Source organism: Anabaena sp. UHCC 0451, from assembly GCF_034931405.1.
Classification (GTDB): domain Bacteria; phylum Cyanobacteriota; class Cyanobacteriia; order Cyanobacteriales; family Nostocaceae; genus RDYJ01.
In genome coordinates this window covers 180,589-197,146 of the sequence record NZ_JAYGHA010000002.1, presented here as the reverse complement: position 1 = coordinate 197,146, position 16,558 = coordinate 180,589, and the positions used below count along the sequence as shown (strand labels likewise).

12 protein-coding genes are annotated in these 16,558 nt (G+C 36.6%); all 12 read left to right on the top strand.

Going from position 1 to position 16,558, the window contains the following annotated elements:
- The 12 genes from VB694_RS02365 to VB694_RS02310 all read left to right on the top strand — a co-directional run bounded on the left by VB694_RS02365 (position 1) and on the right by VB694_RS02310 (position 16,260).
- Positions 1-840, top strand: coding sequence for a phytanoyl-CoA dioxygenase (locus VB694_RS02365; RefSeq protein WP_323358704.1), 840 nt, complete (start codon positions 1-3; stop codon positions 838-840).
- A 70-nt stretch (positions 841-910) separates the two neighbouring features.
- Positions 911-1,456, top strand: a complete 546-nt coding sequence (rfbC, locus tag VB694_RS02360; RefSeq protein WP_323358703.1) for a dTDP-4-dehydrorhamnose 3,5-epimerase — start codon at positions 911-913, stop codon at positions 1,454-1,456.
- Between the two features lie 2 nt (positions 1,457-1,458).
- Positions 1,459-2,772, top strand: a complete 1,314-nt coding sequence (locus VB694_RS02355) for an NAD(P)H-dependent oxidoreductase (protein ID WP_323358702.1) — start codon at positions 1,459-1,461, stop codon at positions 2,770-2,772.
- A 673-nt stretch (positions 2,773-3,445) separates the two neighbouring features.
- Positions 3,446-4,546: a glycosyltransferase gene (locus tag VB694_RS02350; protein ID WP_323358701.1), complete on the top strand. Its 1,101-nt coding sequence runs from the start codon at positions 3,446-3,448 to the stop codon at positions 4,544-4,546.
- Between the two features lie 66 nt (positions 4,547-4,612).
- On the top strand, positions 4,613-6,844 hold the full coding sequence (locus VB694_RS02345) for a polysaccharide biosynthesis tyrosine autokinase (RefSeq protein WP_323358700.1): 2,232 nt from the start codon (positions 4,613-4,615) through the stop codon (positions 6,842-6,844).
- A gap of 672 nt (positions 6,845-7,516) precedes the next feature.
- Complete coding sequence (gene hepC / locus VB694_RS02340; protein WP_323358699.1) at positions 7,517-8,284, top strand: heterocyst development glycosyltransferase HepC; 768 nt, start codon at positions 7,517-7,519, stop codon at positions 8,282-8,284.
- A gap of 293 nt (positions 8,285-8,577) precedes the next feature.
- On the top strand, positions 8,578-10,413 hold the full coding sequence (gene hepA, locus VB694_RS02335; protein ID WP_323358698.1) for a heterocyst formation ABC transporter subunit HepA: 1,836 nt from the start codon (positions 8,578-8,580) through the stop codon (positions 10,411-10,413).
- A gap of 207 nt (positions 10,414-10,620) precedes the next feature.
- Entirely contained in the window at positions 10,621-11,625 is a 1,005-nt protein-coding gene (locus VB694_RS02330) for a glycosyltransferase family 2 protein (protein WP_323358697.1), read from the top strand.
- 49 nt (positions 11,626-11,674) lie between these two features.
- Positions 11,675-12,664, top strand: coding sequence for a glycosyltransferase family 2 protein (locus tag VB694_RS02325; RefSeq protein WP_323358696.1), 990 nt, complete (start codon positions 11,675-11,677; stop codon positions 12,662-12,664).
- Between the two features lie 61 nt (positions 12,665-12,725).
- On the top strand, positions 12,726-13,925 hold the full coding sequence (locus VB694_RS02320; RefSeq protein ID WP_323358695.1) for a glycosyltransferase family 4 protein: 1,200 nt from the start codon (positions 12,726-12,728) through the stop codon (positions 13,923-13,925).
- Positions 13,843-14,778, top strand: coding sequence for a glycosyltransferase family 2 protein (locus tag VB694_RS02315; RefSeq protein WP_323358694.1), 936 nt, complete (start codon positions 13,843-13,845; stop codon positions 14,776-14,778). The genes VB694_RS02320 and VB694_RS02315 overlap by 83 nt, the downstream gene beginning before the upstream one ends.
- A gap of 48 nt (positions 14,779-14,826) precedes the next feature.
- Positions 14,827-16,260, top strand: coding sequence for an O-antigen ligase family protein (locus tag VB694_RS02310; RefSeq protein WP_323358693.1), 1,434 nt, complete (start codon positions 14,827-14,829; stop codon positions 16,258-16,260).
- The last annotated feature ends 298 nt before the right edge of the window (positions 16,261-16,558 follow it).

The window sequence follows — 16,558 nt, the reverse complement described above, 5'->3', positions numbered from 1 at the left end:
ATGATTGCAACTCTTAATGACAAAATTGATACCATAATTTCTGAGTTAGATTATCAAGTATCGCTAGTCCAACACAGAAAAAATTTACCTATATTATCTAATGAAGATCAATTAATTGCCCAAACTTTAAAAAAAGAAGGTGTTTACATTACTTCCTTAGAGAACTTAGGATTACCATCAACTGCACAAATGTTAGATAGTGCTAAAAATTATGCAGCAATGATGAAAAATCCCAGAAATATTGAATCAGGGTATAAATTACCCCAAATTTATACAGTTACAGATTTACCTGAATTCTTTACTTGGGGAATTGAAAAACGGCTGCAAAATATCATAGAACACTATATCAGATTACCTATAGCTTTTCATGGTGTTCATGTACGGAAAGACTTCCCCAATGAGCAGCAATTACAAACACTGCTATGGCATAAAGATTCTGAAGATCGGCGCATGATTAAAGTCATTATCTATTTAAATGATGTGACAGAAAAACATGGTTCTTTTGAATATATACCTCTACCTGATAATCTTGTAGACTGGTGGAAATATTATCAAGTTGATTATGCACTTTGGCAGTCTAATTATTTAGGAATCAACGATGAAAAAATGAAGAAAATAATTTCTAAATCAGCTTGGAAATCTTGTCCAGGAAAAGCTGGAACTGTGATTTTTGTAGATCCAAGAAATGTTTTACATCACGGTACTGTGAGAACAGAAGAACGGTCAACATTATTTTTTGTGTACACAGCTAACCCACCGAAAAGACCAGAGCTTTGTACACAATATCATGATGATACCTTTATCAAACCAACTCCACAATTAATCTCTGAAACCATATAAATTGGTAATTGGTAATTGGTAATTGGTAAAACCGCTTTTATATCAACTGTCATTTATTCCCCTAAAAATCATGATTTTTACTCAAACTAAACTCCCTGGTGCTTTTATTATCGACTTAGAAGAAAAACCAGATCATCGTGGTTTCTTTGCGCGGACATTCTGCGCTCAAGAATTTGCTGAACATGGTTTAAAGCCAACAGTTGCTCAATGTAACTTATCTTTTAATCATAAAAAAGGAACAATGCGGGGAATGCACTATCAAATTCTCCCAGCAGCAGAAACAAAATTAATTCGTTGTACTCAAGGAGCAATTTATGACGTAATTGTGGATATGCGTCCTGAATCTCCAACTTATCTGTCGCATATTGGTATAGAACTAACTGCGGAAAATCGCCGCGCTTTATATGTACCAGAAATGTTTGCTCATGGTTATCAAGCATTAACAGATGGTGCAGAAGTTGTTTATCAAGTGGGTGAATTTTACACTCCTGGTTATGAACGTGGTTTACGTTATGATGATCCACTTTTAGAAATTTCTTGGCCTTTAGCTGCAACTGAAATGTCTGATAAAGACCGCAATTGGCCTTTACTAGAATCTATTTTAATAGGAGTTTAATCATGATTATTGTTGATCAAGCCTTACAAGCTCGTGCTGCATTAGGTAAACCTGTAAAAGTAGCAATGATTGGTGCTGGTTTTATGGGTCGGGGTATTGCCAATCAAATTATCAATTCTGTGCCAGGAATGGAATTGGTTGCTATTTCTAACCGTCACATTGATGGAGCTAAAAGAGCTTATTTAGAAGCAGGAATTGAGGATTGCAATATTGTTTCTAGTGTAATTGATTTAGAAGATGCACTGATTCAAGGTAAATGTGCAATCACCGAAGATGCCATGTTGCTGTGTGAAGCTGATGGCATAGATGCGATTATTGAGGTCACAGGTACAATTGAATATGCTGCTCATTTAGTGATGAGAGCGATCGCCCATCAAAAGCACGTCATTCTCATGAATGCAGAACTTGATGGCACAATAGGACCTATTCTTAAAGTTTATGCAGACCGCGCTGGAGTCATTTTAACAGCTTGTGATGGTGATCAACCAGGGGTAGAAATGAACCTATATCGCTTTGTGAAAAGCATCGGTTTAACCCCCTTATTGTGTGGAAATATCAAAGGTTTACAAGACCCCTACCGCAACCCCACCACCCAAGCTGGTTTTGCTCAACGCTGGGGTCAAAATCCCGCCATGGTGACAAGTTTTGCTGATGGTACAAAAATTTCTTTTGAACAAGCAATAGTTGCCAATGGCACAGGAATGAAAGTAGCAAAAAGGGGAATGTTGGGCTACGAATATACAGGTCATGTTGACGAAATGACCAAAATGTATGATGTTGATCAACTTAAAGAATTAGGTGGCATTGTTGATTATGTAGTTGGCACAAAACCGGGACCAGGAGTGTTTGTTTTTGCTACCCATGAAGACCCCAAACAACGTCATTATCTCAATCTTTATAAACTAGGTGAAGGACCTCTTTATAGTTTCTATACTCCCTATCATCTTTGTCATTTTGAAGTTCCCCTTTCTGTAGCGCGTGCAGTGCTATTTCATGATGCTGTGCTTGCTCCTATAGCTGGTTCAATTGTTGATGTTGTCGCTACTGCCAAAATTGATTTAAAAGCTGGAGAAACTCTTGATGGCATCGGTTATTATATGACCTATGGACAATGTGAGAACTCAGAAATTGTCCAACAACAAAATTTACTACCAATGGGGATAGCAGAAGGATGTCGCTTAAAGCGTGATATTGATAAAGATCAAGTCCTGACCTACGATGATGTGGAATTACCTGAAGGTAGACTTTGCGACAAATTGCGATCCGAACAAACAGCTTATTTTGCTCCAGCTAAAACTTTAGTAGGTGTAAAATAGGGTAAAAATTAACAACTAAAACGTCAGTATTCAGTTATAGCAATTGGTCATATCCAGATCCCCGACTTCAGCAGATCAATTTATCATTTATGGGCAAAATAAATAAAAGAAGTCGGGGATCTTATCGCCTTACCTGAATTCTTACACTAAAACTGAAATTTAGCCCCCTTCTTAGGGGGTTTAAAAACTTTACCAATTTGGCAAAAATTTATCTTTCTGTTCAAGACAAGCAAATAAAGACGAATTTACCTGATATTCTGTTTCCACTTCTAGTTTACAGCTACTCATTAAAGGTTTATTCAGTAGTATCTACTTAGTCAAAAAAAACCAAAAGCAAAATATCAATATATCTAGAACAAAGATTTATCGCCGATTAACAATGGTATTTTTACATCTGTCTGGTTGTAATCATGACTATCACAACAAAGGGCTATTTTAGCCATGTAATTTAATCTACAAAAATGTAGTTTTTGAGTGAATTAAATCTGGCGTGTGATAGCTATAGTAAGCAAAGTTATCGCATATTTGCCTAACTTAATTTCCAATATGTAACTATCTAAAGACAGGTTTAGTACAGACATAATACTGCTATAAACAGAGAAATTATTAATATCTGTACAACCTGATGAAACAGCATCTAATTTAGTCAACACTTCTATGTAAGGCATCATCCATGAAAATTGCTCTCGTCCATGATTACTTAACCCAGCGCGGTGGGGCAGAGCGAGTGTTTGAATTGCTTTGTAAACGCTACCCCGAAGCCGACATTTTCACATCCTTATATGATCCACAAAAAACAATTGATTTGGGTGAACGTATAGTTAGAACAACTTTTTTACAAAACCTTCCCGGTGCAGCCAAGTATTTTCGCTTAATAGCTCCCCTGTACTTTCCTGCCTTTCGAGCCTTAGATTTACAAGACTATGATTTAATTATTAGTAGTAGCACAAGTTTTGCGAAAGCAGTACGTAAAAAACCACAAGCAAGACACATTTGTTTCTGTCATAATGTTACTCGCTTTTTATGGGATACAGAAACTTATTTACGGGAGTATGGAGACTATCGCTTTTTTGCACCCCTAATCGAAAGAATATTTGAAATGATGAGAAATGTAGACCTGAAATATTCTCAAGAACCAGACCTCTACATTGCTAATTCCAGCGTTGTTGGCCGGCGCATTCAAAAAATTTATGGTAAACAAGCAATTGTGATTAACTATCCAATTGATACCAACAACTTTGTTTTTTCTGATACCAAACAGGATTACTACTTGGCATCGGCGCGGATGATAAGTTATAAACGTCTTGATATCATAGTCGAGGCTTTTAATTGGTTAGGGTGGCATTTATTAATATCAGGTGACGGACCCGAACTAGAACGGTTAAAATCCAAGGCATTAGGAAATATTGAATTCTTAGGCCATGTTAGTGATAGTAAACGTAAAGACTTATTTTCTAGAGCTAAGTCCATTATTGTTGCAGCTTTAGAAGATTATGGATTAGTTCCAGTAGAAGCAAATGCTAGTGGAACTCCAGTTATTGCTTATGGTGCCGGTGGAGTATTAGATACTCAAATACCTGGTAAAACCGGAGTTTTTTTTAAGAGACAAACACCGGATTCTCTACAAGCTGCATTACTAGAAGCTAGAGGAATATCTTGGAATTACGAAAGTATTCGTAATCATGCTGTTAATAATTTTTCAGAACAAGCATTCTTTAGTAAGGTTGAGGAAATTCTAGTACAAGCTTCAGGTGTACATCACTCATTTATTTAACGTTTTGACCTTACCCCTACGGGGAAATAAACTACGCATAGCGTCTCCCAGAGAAGGATAATAAAAGTGGTTCAAACTAGTCTAAATCCCCATATAAATCCAATCGCAGATCAAGACCCAGGTTATGGACAAATGTTTGCTGTATTGGTCAGGAGATTTCCCTGGGTTATCTTAGTATTGCTAAGTTCTACGGCTCTTGCAGGTATCATCACTTTAAAGACACAGCCCACCTTTCAAAGTACGATGCAACTGTTAGTAGAACCTAATTATCAAGGGAAACAAGAAGGAGGAGATACAGTAGAAAATCAGTTTACAGACTCTAATGTTGTTATAGATACGGCGACACAGCTTAACTTGATGCGGAGTTCTGGACTAATCCAAAAAGCAGTTGATAAACTCAAGTCAGAATATCCAAGTATCACAGTTCAGGAAATTAAAAAATCCTTAGTATTAACCCAAATCAAGACTCCTGAAGATAATATAGCGACTAAAATTTTTCAAGTTGACTATAGCGATAGCGATCCAGAAAAAACGCAAAAAGTGCTAACTGCCATTCGCCAAGTTTATGTAGAATATAACAAACAACAACAGGATATACGTCTACAAAAAGGTCTGCAAGTGATCAGAGATCAGTTGCGAAAAGCTAGTGATGAGGTGAATTCATCGGAAGCTAATCTGCAAAGATTTCGCAGAAATCAGAATTTAATTGATCCCGAATTGCAAGCCAAAGCCATTGAAGAATCATTGAATAATATTCAGAAAGAGAGACAAACAACTCGTTCCGAATATGAAGAAGCTGTAGCCAAGCAAAAATCCCTGCAAGAACAATTGAATCGTTCTCCTCAAAATGCTTTAGTTTCTTCTCGGTTAAGTCAGTCTACGCGCTATCAAGGCTTACTCAACGAAATCCAGAAAACAGAACTAGCTTTAGCAGAAGAACGCTTACGTTTTACTGATGATACTCCCAGTGTACAGAAATTAACTGAACAGCTTCAGAGTCAAAAAGGACTTTTGCAAAAAGAAGTTAGTAGAACTTTAGGTAGACAGTCTAGCAGTGGATTCAGTTTTGGCGATAATCTTCTGGAACAAGGGCAGCTTGGGGAAATTGATCTTAACCTCACGGGTGAATTAGTCGAAACCCAAACTAATATAGTTTCTTTAAGCGCCCGTGATCAAACTTTAGCAAATAAAGAGAAAGAATTGCGATCGCAACTAAAACGCTTTCCCTCTCTCTTGGCTTATTACAATCGCATCCTGCCCCAATTAAAATTTAGTCGGGAAAGAATGGAGCAATTGTTAAGAGCAGAACAGCAATTGCGACAGGAACTTTCTAAAGGTGGATTTAATTGGGAAGTAGTAGAAGAACCGCAAGCAGGTCTAAAATTAGGACCAAACCTCAAACAAAATCTCTTATTGGGTACAGTAGTGGGATTAATGTTAGGTGGTATTGCCGCCTTTATTCGAGAAGCATCGGATGATTCAGTACATACCACTGCTGAATTAGAAAAACAATTTTCTCTACCTTTGTTGGGAACAACTCCCAAATTACCACCAGCTAAACCAAAAGAATCAATCATCAAATTACCTTTTGGTAAACCTGAAGTTCTTGCTCCTTGGACAATTCAAGTTTTACAATCTCCACCACGTTGGGAATCCCTTGATTTGATCTATAAAAATATAGAACTTCTCCACAATGTGACTGATTTGAAATCTTTGATGGTGACATCAGCATTACCAGATGATGGTAAGTCAGCTTTGACATTAGGTTTAGCAATGAGTGCGGCTCGGTTACATAAAAAAGTTTTGTTAATTGATGCCAACTTAAGAGATCCTAGCTTACACAAACAGCTAAATCTTCCCAATGAACAAGGTTTATCAACTCTATTAGCCAGTGATGTTAACCTTCCTCATCAAATTGGAGTTCAATACTCAGGTTCATCCTATATCGACATTTTAACTGCTGGTCCAATACCTATAGATCCGGCTCATCTTTTGAGTTCTCCACGCATGATTGAATTGATGACAGCATTTGAAGAAAATTATGATTTGGTACTCATAGATGCTCCCTCAGTTATCGGTATGGTAGATGCTATGCTCACAGCTTCATCTTGTCGGAGTGTGGTCATGGTCGCAAGTATTGGTAGGGTGACACGCAACCATTTAGCCCAAGCTACATCAATGTTGAGCAAGTTAAATCTGATTGGAGTTGTGGCTAATGGAGTATCTAATGCTGATAGCACTTATGTACCTTATGTCAAGCAACAAGAATTAGTGCTACAACAATTTGTAGAAAAATAACTAGATGTTTTCTGCTGCAAGATTTTGTTTTTGAACTCAGAATTTACTCAGGGAAAATAAAAAAGGGCATGGGTAAAGAAAATCAAGTTAATCAATGATTTTTATCTTTCCCATTACCCTTTAAAAATCAATAAAAAAGTCTTGATATTTGAGGTATTTACAAAAAAAAGAAATGATTGAATATTTTGGACTTATCTCTTGCTCACAGAGAATTGGTATTAGTTCTTAAGTCAATATAATGATGTATTAGGTTTAACATTTAAACTAATAATTCATCATAACTTAAAATTTTCTCCAAAAACACCTATTTATTTAAAGACTAAATAAAGAATTGATTTATTTATTAGTTAATGCTCCTCTTTCTTGTATTCTAGAAATTGAGAACAACACTGAAAGTTAAAAGGCTAAAATTGGAGTATTTTTGTTGTTTTACAGCAGAATCAAGTAGCTACAACTAAATTAATGTAGTGATTATTTCTCAAGGGAATCGCCCTCTACATATTTCCCAAAAAATACCAAGTTTCCCAACTCTCCCAACTCTCCATTTATCTTAATTGCTGCTTGCTTAACGTTTCTTGTTCCCTTCTGTACATCTTTACGTTTACAGAATGTTACAAAGCTTAATTTCTATCTTCAGGTCAGTAATTGGCTACTGTATAAATGCAAAGACCTATGACAACTTCAATTCTTACCAGTTTACAAGAAGCCCACAACACTACAGTTCAACAGCCCCAAAATTATCACTCGCAATACTGCACACTTCAATGGCGCAGAAATCAGTTGTTAGTGAAAGCTCCTAAAAATTTGCAACAACTATATTTACCTTCACTCAAGAACGAACAATTATTAATAGACTGTTTAAAACATTCTCCCATTAGTTTAGTAACCATAGATCCACAACTAGGTGAGGCGACGCTGCAATTTTGGGGAAATGCTTGTAAACAAGCTCATAAACCAATATTTCTCCGTCTACCTTTTAGGCACAAATTACCAAAACCCAGTCATCAAATATTCAGAACTATACAACGAGTAAGTGACTGGATTTTGGCATTAATTTTGCTTTTTTTTGTTAGTCCTTTAATGTTGGGATTAATTATCATGATGCAGTTTCAATCACCACAATCACTGTTTGCTTATGAATGGCATATTAGCGAAAAGGGTAAACTATTTCCAGCCTTCAAGTTTTGTACAACCAGAAAAAATAAGATCACTTCTTTGGGTTTATGGATGCGTAAATACCGTCTGGATAATTTGCCCAGGCTATTGAATATTTTACGGGGTGAAATGAGCTTGTTTGGAGATAATTCTTGGTCTTTAAAAGATGCAGTTAACCTCAGTCTGGGGGTAACAAAAGAAGAGTTAGATGAACAGCCACAAAAAATAAAAACTGATGAATCTATGGCGTTAAAGACTGAATTTAAATCTGTAACATTGTCATAAAGTTTCGGAAACATCAACTAGGATAATTAGCTATTTTTTATCCTAGTCTATGATTATTTCCTGTTTTTATATTTAAACACAGGAATTATGTACATAATCCCATGTAAAGATATTTAACTTACCTTTGGGGGTGAAAGTCCCCTGCTTCTACAAGCAGCGGGTTTTGCGTCGGGGTAAAATCCCCGTTGCAAATCTTCATTCTTCATTCTTCATTCTTCATTCTTCATTCTTCATTCTTTTAATTGTTGTTGATTACCTGCACTTAATTCTGAAAATTATCTTCCTAAATTTTTATGTATCTCAAATTTTCTACTTCCACTTTTAAAATCTTGAAAGCTACAAGTTTTTGGCAAAATAATAAGTTAATATTACGCGAGTTTAAACACTTTCGACTTGTTGCTATTTCTGCTGTAGTTTTTTCAGCTTTAGCTGCCAGTTGTGAAGGGTTTGGTTTAGGTTTCTTGTTGGTATTTCTACAAAGCTTAACTACTCCAAATGCTGAACCTGTAAAAACAGGAATTGACTGGTTTGATATTTTAATTTTAGGTATTAATGCCTCAGCGACCGAGCGATTATATCGGGTATCTGCTTTAATAGTTGCCATCACCTGTATGCGTGCAGCATTCAACTATATAGGAAATATTTGCATCCAGTTCAGTGAAATAAATTTAGTAGATAATCTCCGTAAACGCATCTTTGAACAATTAGCGGCTCAAAGTCTCAGTTATTTTGGAAAAAAAAGTTCTGGAGAATTGATGAATACTCTCACCAATGAAATGGAGAGGATTCGACAAATTTTTGGAGGAGTATCTTTTTTCACTACCAGATTATTAACAATAATAGTATATTCAATTTCATTGTTTGTCTTGTCATGGCAACTTTCAATAGTGTCTGTTTTGTTATTTAGTCTTTTAGCAGTAGGACTATCAACATTAAACAAACAAATTAGAGAACGTAGTTTTAAAATTACCAAAGCTAATGATCATTTTACTTCTAGGGCGCTAGAGTATATCGAAGGTATACGTACAGTTCATGCCTTTTCTACTCAAGAATTTGAACAGCAACGATATTATCAAGCCAGTGGCAATATAGTTAAGGCTTGGAAGAGAGTTTATTGGGTTTCTCTACTAGTTAGACCTCTAGCAGAGAGTTTATCAACTCTGATTTTAATCACGATGATTTGCGTGGCACTGGTGACAGGCTTAATGCAGCTTTCCTCCTTATTGACTTTCTTTTTTGTGCTGTTTCGGCTTGTGCCAATTACTCAGGATTTGAATGGGTCAATCGCTTTTTTAAGTAGCCAAGCCGGAGCGGTAGAAAATATCAAGAACTTATTAAAAACAGAGGATAAAAATTATTTCCAAAATGGTCATCTTCAATTTAAAGGATTACAACGAGCCATAGATATAATAGCTGTAAATTTTGGTTATGAGCCGAATAATTTGGTACTCAAAGATATTACATTGACAATTGAAAAAGGGACAATGGTTGCCTTGGTTGGTGCATCTGGAGGTGGTAAAACAACATTGGCTGATTTAATTGCTAGATTCTATGAAGCAAGAGACGGAAAAATTTGCATAGATGGTGTGAATTTGCGAAAATTTGAAATTAACTCACTGCGCCGTAAAATGGCAATAGTTAGCCAAAAAACATTTATTTTCAATACTTCCATTCGCAACAATATTTCCTATGGTGCATCAGCAGCAACTGAGGCAGAAATTATAGAAGCAGCACGTCTAGCAAATGCTCTAGAATTCATCGAAAAATTACCTCAAGGTTTTGATACCGTTATCGGTGCTGATGGTATTCAATTATCTGGAGGACAACAACAGCGAATTGCTATTGCTCGTGCTTTAGTAAGAAATCCAGAAATTTTGATTTTGGATGAACCAACAAGTGCTTTAGATTCAATTACAGAGCAGGTGATTCAAGAATTGTTAGATAAATTTACCATAGGTCGCACAGTAATTGTCATTGCCCATCGTCTTTCAACAATTTCTAAAGCAGATAAAGTTGTGGTGCTAGAACAGGGACATATAGTAGAACAGGGCAAATACCAAGAATTACTTGAACGCCAGGGTCAGTTTTGGAAATATCACAAAATTCAATATGAAATGGGTCAAACATGATGAACATTAATCCTGTTTATTTATCCCGAAATTCTGGGGAGCAGTAGGAATGTAGATTTAATATTCTCCTCCTGTATCGAAAACGTATCTACCAAAAATCTCACCTAAGTTTGGTGTTTTATATTTGAGTAGTCTTAGCAGTGCTTAAAATTCCCAAATATTACACACTTCTAAACATAATTTCATTACTTGATAACCAGGTTAACTATGAATACACAAGTACCAAAAATTGTAGTCATCACTCCTGTTAAAAACGAAGCATGGATTTTAGATCGTTTTTTATCAGTCACTAGTCAATTTGCAGATTACATCATTATTGCTGATCAAAATTCTACTGATGGCAGTCAGTCTATTTGCAAAAAATATCCCAAGGTGATTCTGATAGAAAATAAATCAGAAAAATTTAATGAAGCAGATAGACAATTATTGTTAATTCAGACAGCCAGAGATTTAGTCCAAGAACCTAAAATTTTATTGGCTTTAGATGCTGACGAAATACTAGCGGCTAATGCTACTAAAACAGCAAGCTGGCAAAAAATGCTGGAAGCAAAACCAGGAACAATATTGTTTTTTGAAAAGCCTGATTTATTTGTTACTACTCATCAATGTCTCAGAACCGGAATTCTTACACCTCTTGGTTATGTTGATGATGGTGCAGAACATCAACCACAAAAAATTCACAGCGTCAGAATTCCCATTCCTGAATATGCGACGAGATTGCATATCCATGATATTAAGGTTCTTCACTATGCCGTCACTCGTTTGGATGCCCATGCTTCCAAATTACGTATGTATACTGTCTTGGAGAATGTTTTGGGAGTTAGTAATGCCATAAGCAGACGATCTCGTTATTCTTCCAAACCAGATTATTTGAGTCTGGGTAAAGTAGGAACTGCGCCTGATGAGTGGTTTGCTAACTGGGAAGAGTTGGGAATTGATATGCACACAATTATTAAACAAAAATACTACTATTATGATTTTGAAGTGTTGCGTAATTTCCATAAATATGGATGGCGGCGCTTTTGGATGGAAGATATCTGGAAATACGATTGGGAAGCTTGTCGTCAATATGCAAAATCCCAGGGTATATCTGATATACCTGATTATAAAATACCTAAAAATTCCCCAATCGGGGAATTATTGCTGGATACGATTACCAAATTATATATCTATATTAATTTGCTAGTTAAACAGTTAATTAATATGGTTTAAAACCCTTCATATCTACTATAAACAAGAAAAGAGTAATGGTGTGTAGAATATGCCTGTGGATAATAAATTAAAAGAACCTCTGGTTAGCGTTATCATACCTACTTATAATCGCCCAGAATACTTAAAACAAGCAATCAAAAGTGCAGTTCAACAGAATTATCAAAACATGGAAATTATCGTTTCTGATAATTGCAGTTCTGAAAACCCTCAAGATTTAGTGGACTCTTTTGCTGATTCACGCATTAAATTCTGGCGACATCCAGAAAATGTAGGAATGCTAAATAATCAGATGAATGCCTTTAAAATGGCAGAAGGAAAATATGTGGCTAGTCTCCATGATGATGATATGTGGCATCAAGATTTTTTAGCCGAACTTGTTCCATCACTAGAAGCAAATCCTGATTTAATTCTGGCCTTCTGTGACCAATATATCATTGATTCCCAAGGTCAAATTAATGAAGTTGCTACGGAAACAAATTCACACAGTTATCAGCGTGATCAAATGCCTTCAGGAATTTATCAGGATTTCCAAAAAATTGGTTTAATTGATAAAAGTATAGCTACAGCAGCAGCTTGTGTAATTCGCAATGGTTTAATTGATTGGGATAGTATTCCTTCAGAAGTTGGGGGAATGTGGGATTTATATGTAACTTATCTTTGTTGTATATCAGACTATAGTGTTTACTATTGTCCAGAAAAATTGACCTATTATCGTGAGCATGATCAAACTGATACTATGCTCAGTGGAAGAAGCAATATACAAGCGAAAATTCGCAAAGCTAAAAGTGAAATTTTTTGTTACAAAGTCTTTATGGAAGATATGCGTTTACAACAGTTTCATTCACACTTTAGAAAGCTATGGTTAGAGTCACATACAACTTTAGGAATTGGCTTGATGTTAGATCGACAAACCAGAGCAGCACGTTCTTATTTTTGGCAAGCGTTACAGGAACAAAAATTTAATCTGCGGACTTTAACAGCACTCACTCTCAGTTTTACACCCCAGGTATTAACTAATAAAATACTGGGTGTTACCTAAACAGTGGATTAGTGGATTAATTTTTATATGTTATTAATTGCTAAATTGCGGGAGGTGGTGAGTGAAAATTTGCATTGTTACCCATAAAATTAGAAAAGGTGATGGTCAAGGACGAGTCAACTATGAAGTTGCTCTAGAAGCAATTCGTCATGGTCATCAATTGACATTATTAGCTAGTGAAATAGCCCCAGAACTAGAAGAAAATAGCCTGGTAAATTGGATTAATATTCCCGTTAATAGGTATCCGAGTGAATTTATTCGCAATTTCATATTTGCTAAAAAAAGCGGTGATTGGTTGCGTCAACACCGGAGGGAATTTGATTTAATTAAAGTCAATGGTGCGATTACTAAAGGTGCTAGTGATGTAAATGCTGTGCATTTTGTCCATAGTTCTTGGTGGCGATCACCCGTACATATTTCTCGTCAACATCGAGATTTATATGGTTTATATCAGTGGTTATATACTGCGCTCAATGCCTATGGAGAAAAACAAGCTTTCCAACAAGCTAAAGTTGTTGTTGCTGTATCTACAAAAGTAGCAGATGAATTAGTTAATATTGGTGTAGCCAGTGACAAAATTCGCGTTATTGTTAATGGAGTTGACTTACAAGAATTTTGTCCAGGTGCAACTTCTCGGCAAAAATTAGGTTTACCAGAAAATGTAACTTTAGCCCTGTTTGCTGGAGACATCCGCACAACTAGAAAAAATTTAGATACAGTCCTACAAGCTTTAGTAAAAGTTCCCAATTTACAATTAGCAGTAGTAGGAACAACAGAAGGTAGTCCCTTTCCAGAATTAGCAAATAGTTTGGGCATAAGTAAACGAGTGCATTTTCTGGGATATCGACGGGATATAGCCGAGATTATGCGGGCTGTAGATTTGTTTGTTTTTCCTTCCCGTTATGAAGCTTGCAGCCTTGTTTTGTTAGAAGCGATGGCTTCCGGCTTACCTGTCATTACTGCTACTGCTACAGGAGGTGCTGAATTAGTCACATCAGCAGCGGGAATTACTTTACCTGATACAGACAATGTAGATTCTTTAGCATCTGCATTGTTGTCTTTAAAAAATGATTTACTACGCCAGCAAATGGGTGCAGCGGCTCGCAGAATTGCTGAACAACATAGCTGGACAATCATGGCACAAACTTATTTAGATTTATTTGCAGAGTTAATTAAAAATGAGGAACACAGTTCTCATCCCCACCTATCGCCGTCCTCAAGACCTATCACGCTGCCTTACCGCACTGCAAGCCCAAACTAAAGCAGTTGACCAGTTAATTGTGGTAGTCCGGGATATAGATACAGAAACTTGGCAATTCTTGAGGGAATTTCACCCCCACAACCTACCATTGCAAATTGTCACAGTCACACAACCGGGAGTAGTAGCGGCTCTCAACGCCGGATTAGCAGTAGTAGAGGGAGACATTCTTTCCATTACTGATGATGATGCCGCCCCCCATCCTGACTGGCTAGAAAAAATTACTGCACACTTTCAAAGCGATGGTTGCATAGGTGGTGTGGGTGGACGTGACTGGATACACCAAGGGGAAAAGATAGAAGACGGCTCATGCTCAATTGTGGGACGTTTACAGTGGTTTGGGCGAGTAATTGGCAACCATCACTTGGGAGTAGGAAAACCTCGCGAAGTTGATGTTCTCAAGGGTGTAAACATGAGTTTTCGCACCCAAGCAATGGGGAATTTACGATTTGATGAAAGGATGCGAGGTACTGGCGCACAGGTACATTTTGAAATGGCATTTACCTTGACTCTCAAGCGAGCAGGTTGGAAAATTATTTATGATCCTAGTGTTGCCGTAGACCACTATCCAGCCCAACGTTTTGATGAAGATCAGCGCCAAAAGTTTAATGAAATTGCCTTTACTAACTTAGTTCATAATGAAACTCTAGTTTTATTAGAACATTTACCTCCATTGCGCCGAATTGTGTTTTTATTGTGGGCAATCTTTATAGGTACAAGGGAAAGTTTAGGAGTAGTGCAATGGTTGAGATTTTTACCCAGTCAAGGCACAATTATGAACAAAAAATTGCAAGCATCTTTACGGGGACGTTGGCAAGGATGGCAAACAAATCAATTCACAATGCACAATTCATAATTCAGCATAATTTCTAGTTTTTGCATTCAATTACCAATTACCAAAAAAGTGATTTCTCAACAAATACTTTTCAATAGTTTTTTACAATCAAACTATTCTCCTGAAAAAAGAGCAGCACAGAGTTGGATAGTCATTTTGGGCTATATCTTGCTCATAGCAGCTTGCTATTTTGGCGGTGCTGCTGGCTTGTTACGCTTAGTTTTTCCCGCTACATCTTTACTGGTAGCGATATTTTTATACTTGCGTCATCCCATTCTTTACATCGGCTTCACTTGGTGGATTTGGTTTCTCACACCCTTACTGACTCGGTTAGTTGACTATCGCATTGGTTGGGACCCCACTCGTCAAATGCTGGTTGCGCCTTATTTAGTGGTATTTGTCACTATTGCTACTTTTATCAAACATTTACCCCGTGCTATTCGGCAAGGTGGCTTACCTTTTGTTTTAGGTTCTATTGGGGTTTTCTATGGGTTTTTAATCGGTTTAATTTATAATCCACCTGTTTCTGTGATTCGCGGATTTTTAGATTGGTTGAGTCCTATTATATTTGCTTTTCACCTATTTATGAATTGGCGAGATTATCCTAGTTATCGTCAGCACATTCAGCGGGTTTTTTTATGGTGTGTTTTCCTATTGGGAGCCTATGGTATCTATCAATTTGTAGTAGCTCCTGAGTGGGATAGATATTGGTTAATAGAATCAAAAATGTTTAGTAGTGCAGGAGATCCTGTACCTTTTGGTATGAGGGTTTGGAGTACGCTGCATTCATCTGGTCCATTTGGTTCGGTTATGCAAGCTGGTTTGTTGTTATTGTTTACCAGTTCAGGTCCATTAATTTTTCCCGCCTCAGCAACTGGGTATTTGTCATTTTTACTTTCACAGGTTCGTACTAATTGGGGTGGCTGGTTATTAGGGATAATTATAATTTTGGGTTCGGTTAAAGCCCGGATTCAAATGCGCCTAATTATGATCATTTTAGTCATGGCTATGTGTGTAGTACCATTGGTAACTATTGAACCTATCTCTAAAGTCGTGACTACTCGTTTAGAAAGTTTTTCTAATCTGGAAAAAGATAGTAGTTTTCAGGATAGATCAAAAACTTATGATCGAAGTCTCAATTTAGCCCTTTCTACTGGTCTTGGTAGTGGTTTAGGCAATATTTGGAAGGTGAATGAAAAAACTGGACAAATTGAAGTTATTGTCATTGACAGTGGCATTTTAGATATGTTTTTTACTTTGGGTTGGTTTGGTGCTATACCTTATATTGGTGGGTTGATTTTGATGCTTGTTAGTGTGAGTCAGTATACTGAAGGTCGGTTTGATAGTTTTGTTAGTGCGGCTCGTGCTATTGGTATTAGTTCCTGCGCTCAGTTAATTATCTATAGTGGGATGTTAAGTGTGGCAGGTATGATTATGTGGGGCTTTTTGGCTATGGCTATGGCTGCACATAAATACTATCAGCATCAGGCAATGAAGATGTAGTTAATTCGATGAAAATTCAGCAGTCAACAAAGCAGAAAATACAAAATTCCCGATTTCTTAGAGAAGTCGGGAATAATCATCTTTATGTTTTTTTAACAAAATTATCGTTTTTAACTAAGATTATTATGGTTAATTACTTATAATACAATACGGTTCAGTGCAATCGTAAGTATTCAGCTATAACAATGGTTCATGTCCAGATCCCCGACTTCTGAAATCAATTTATCATTTATGGACACAATAAATAAAAGAAGTCGGGGATCTTATGGCCTTACCTGAATTCTTACGTGAAATCTTA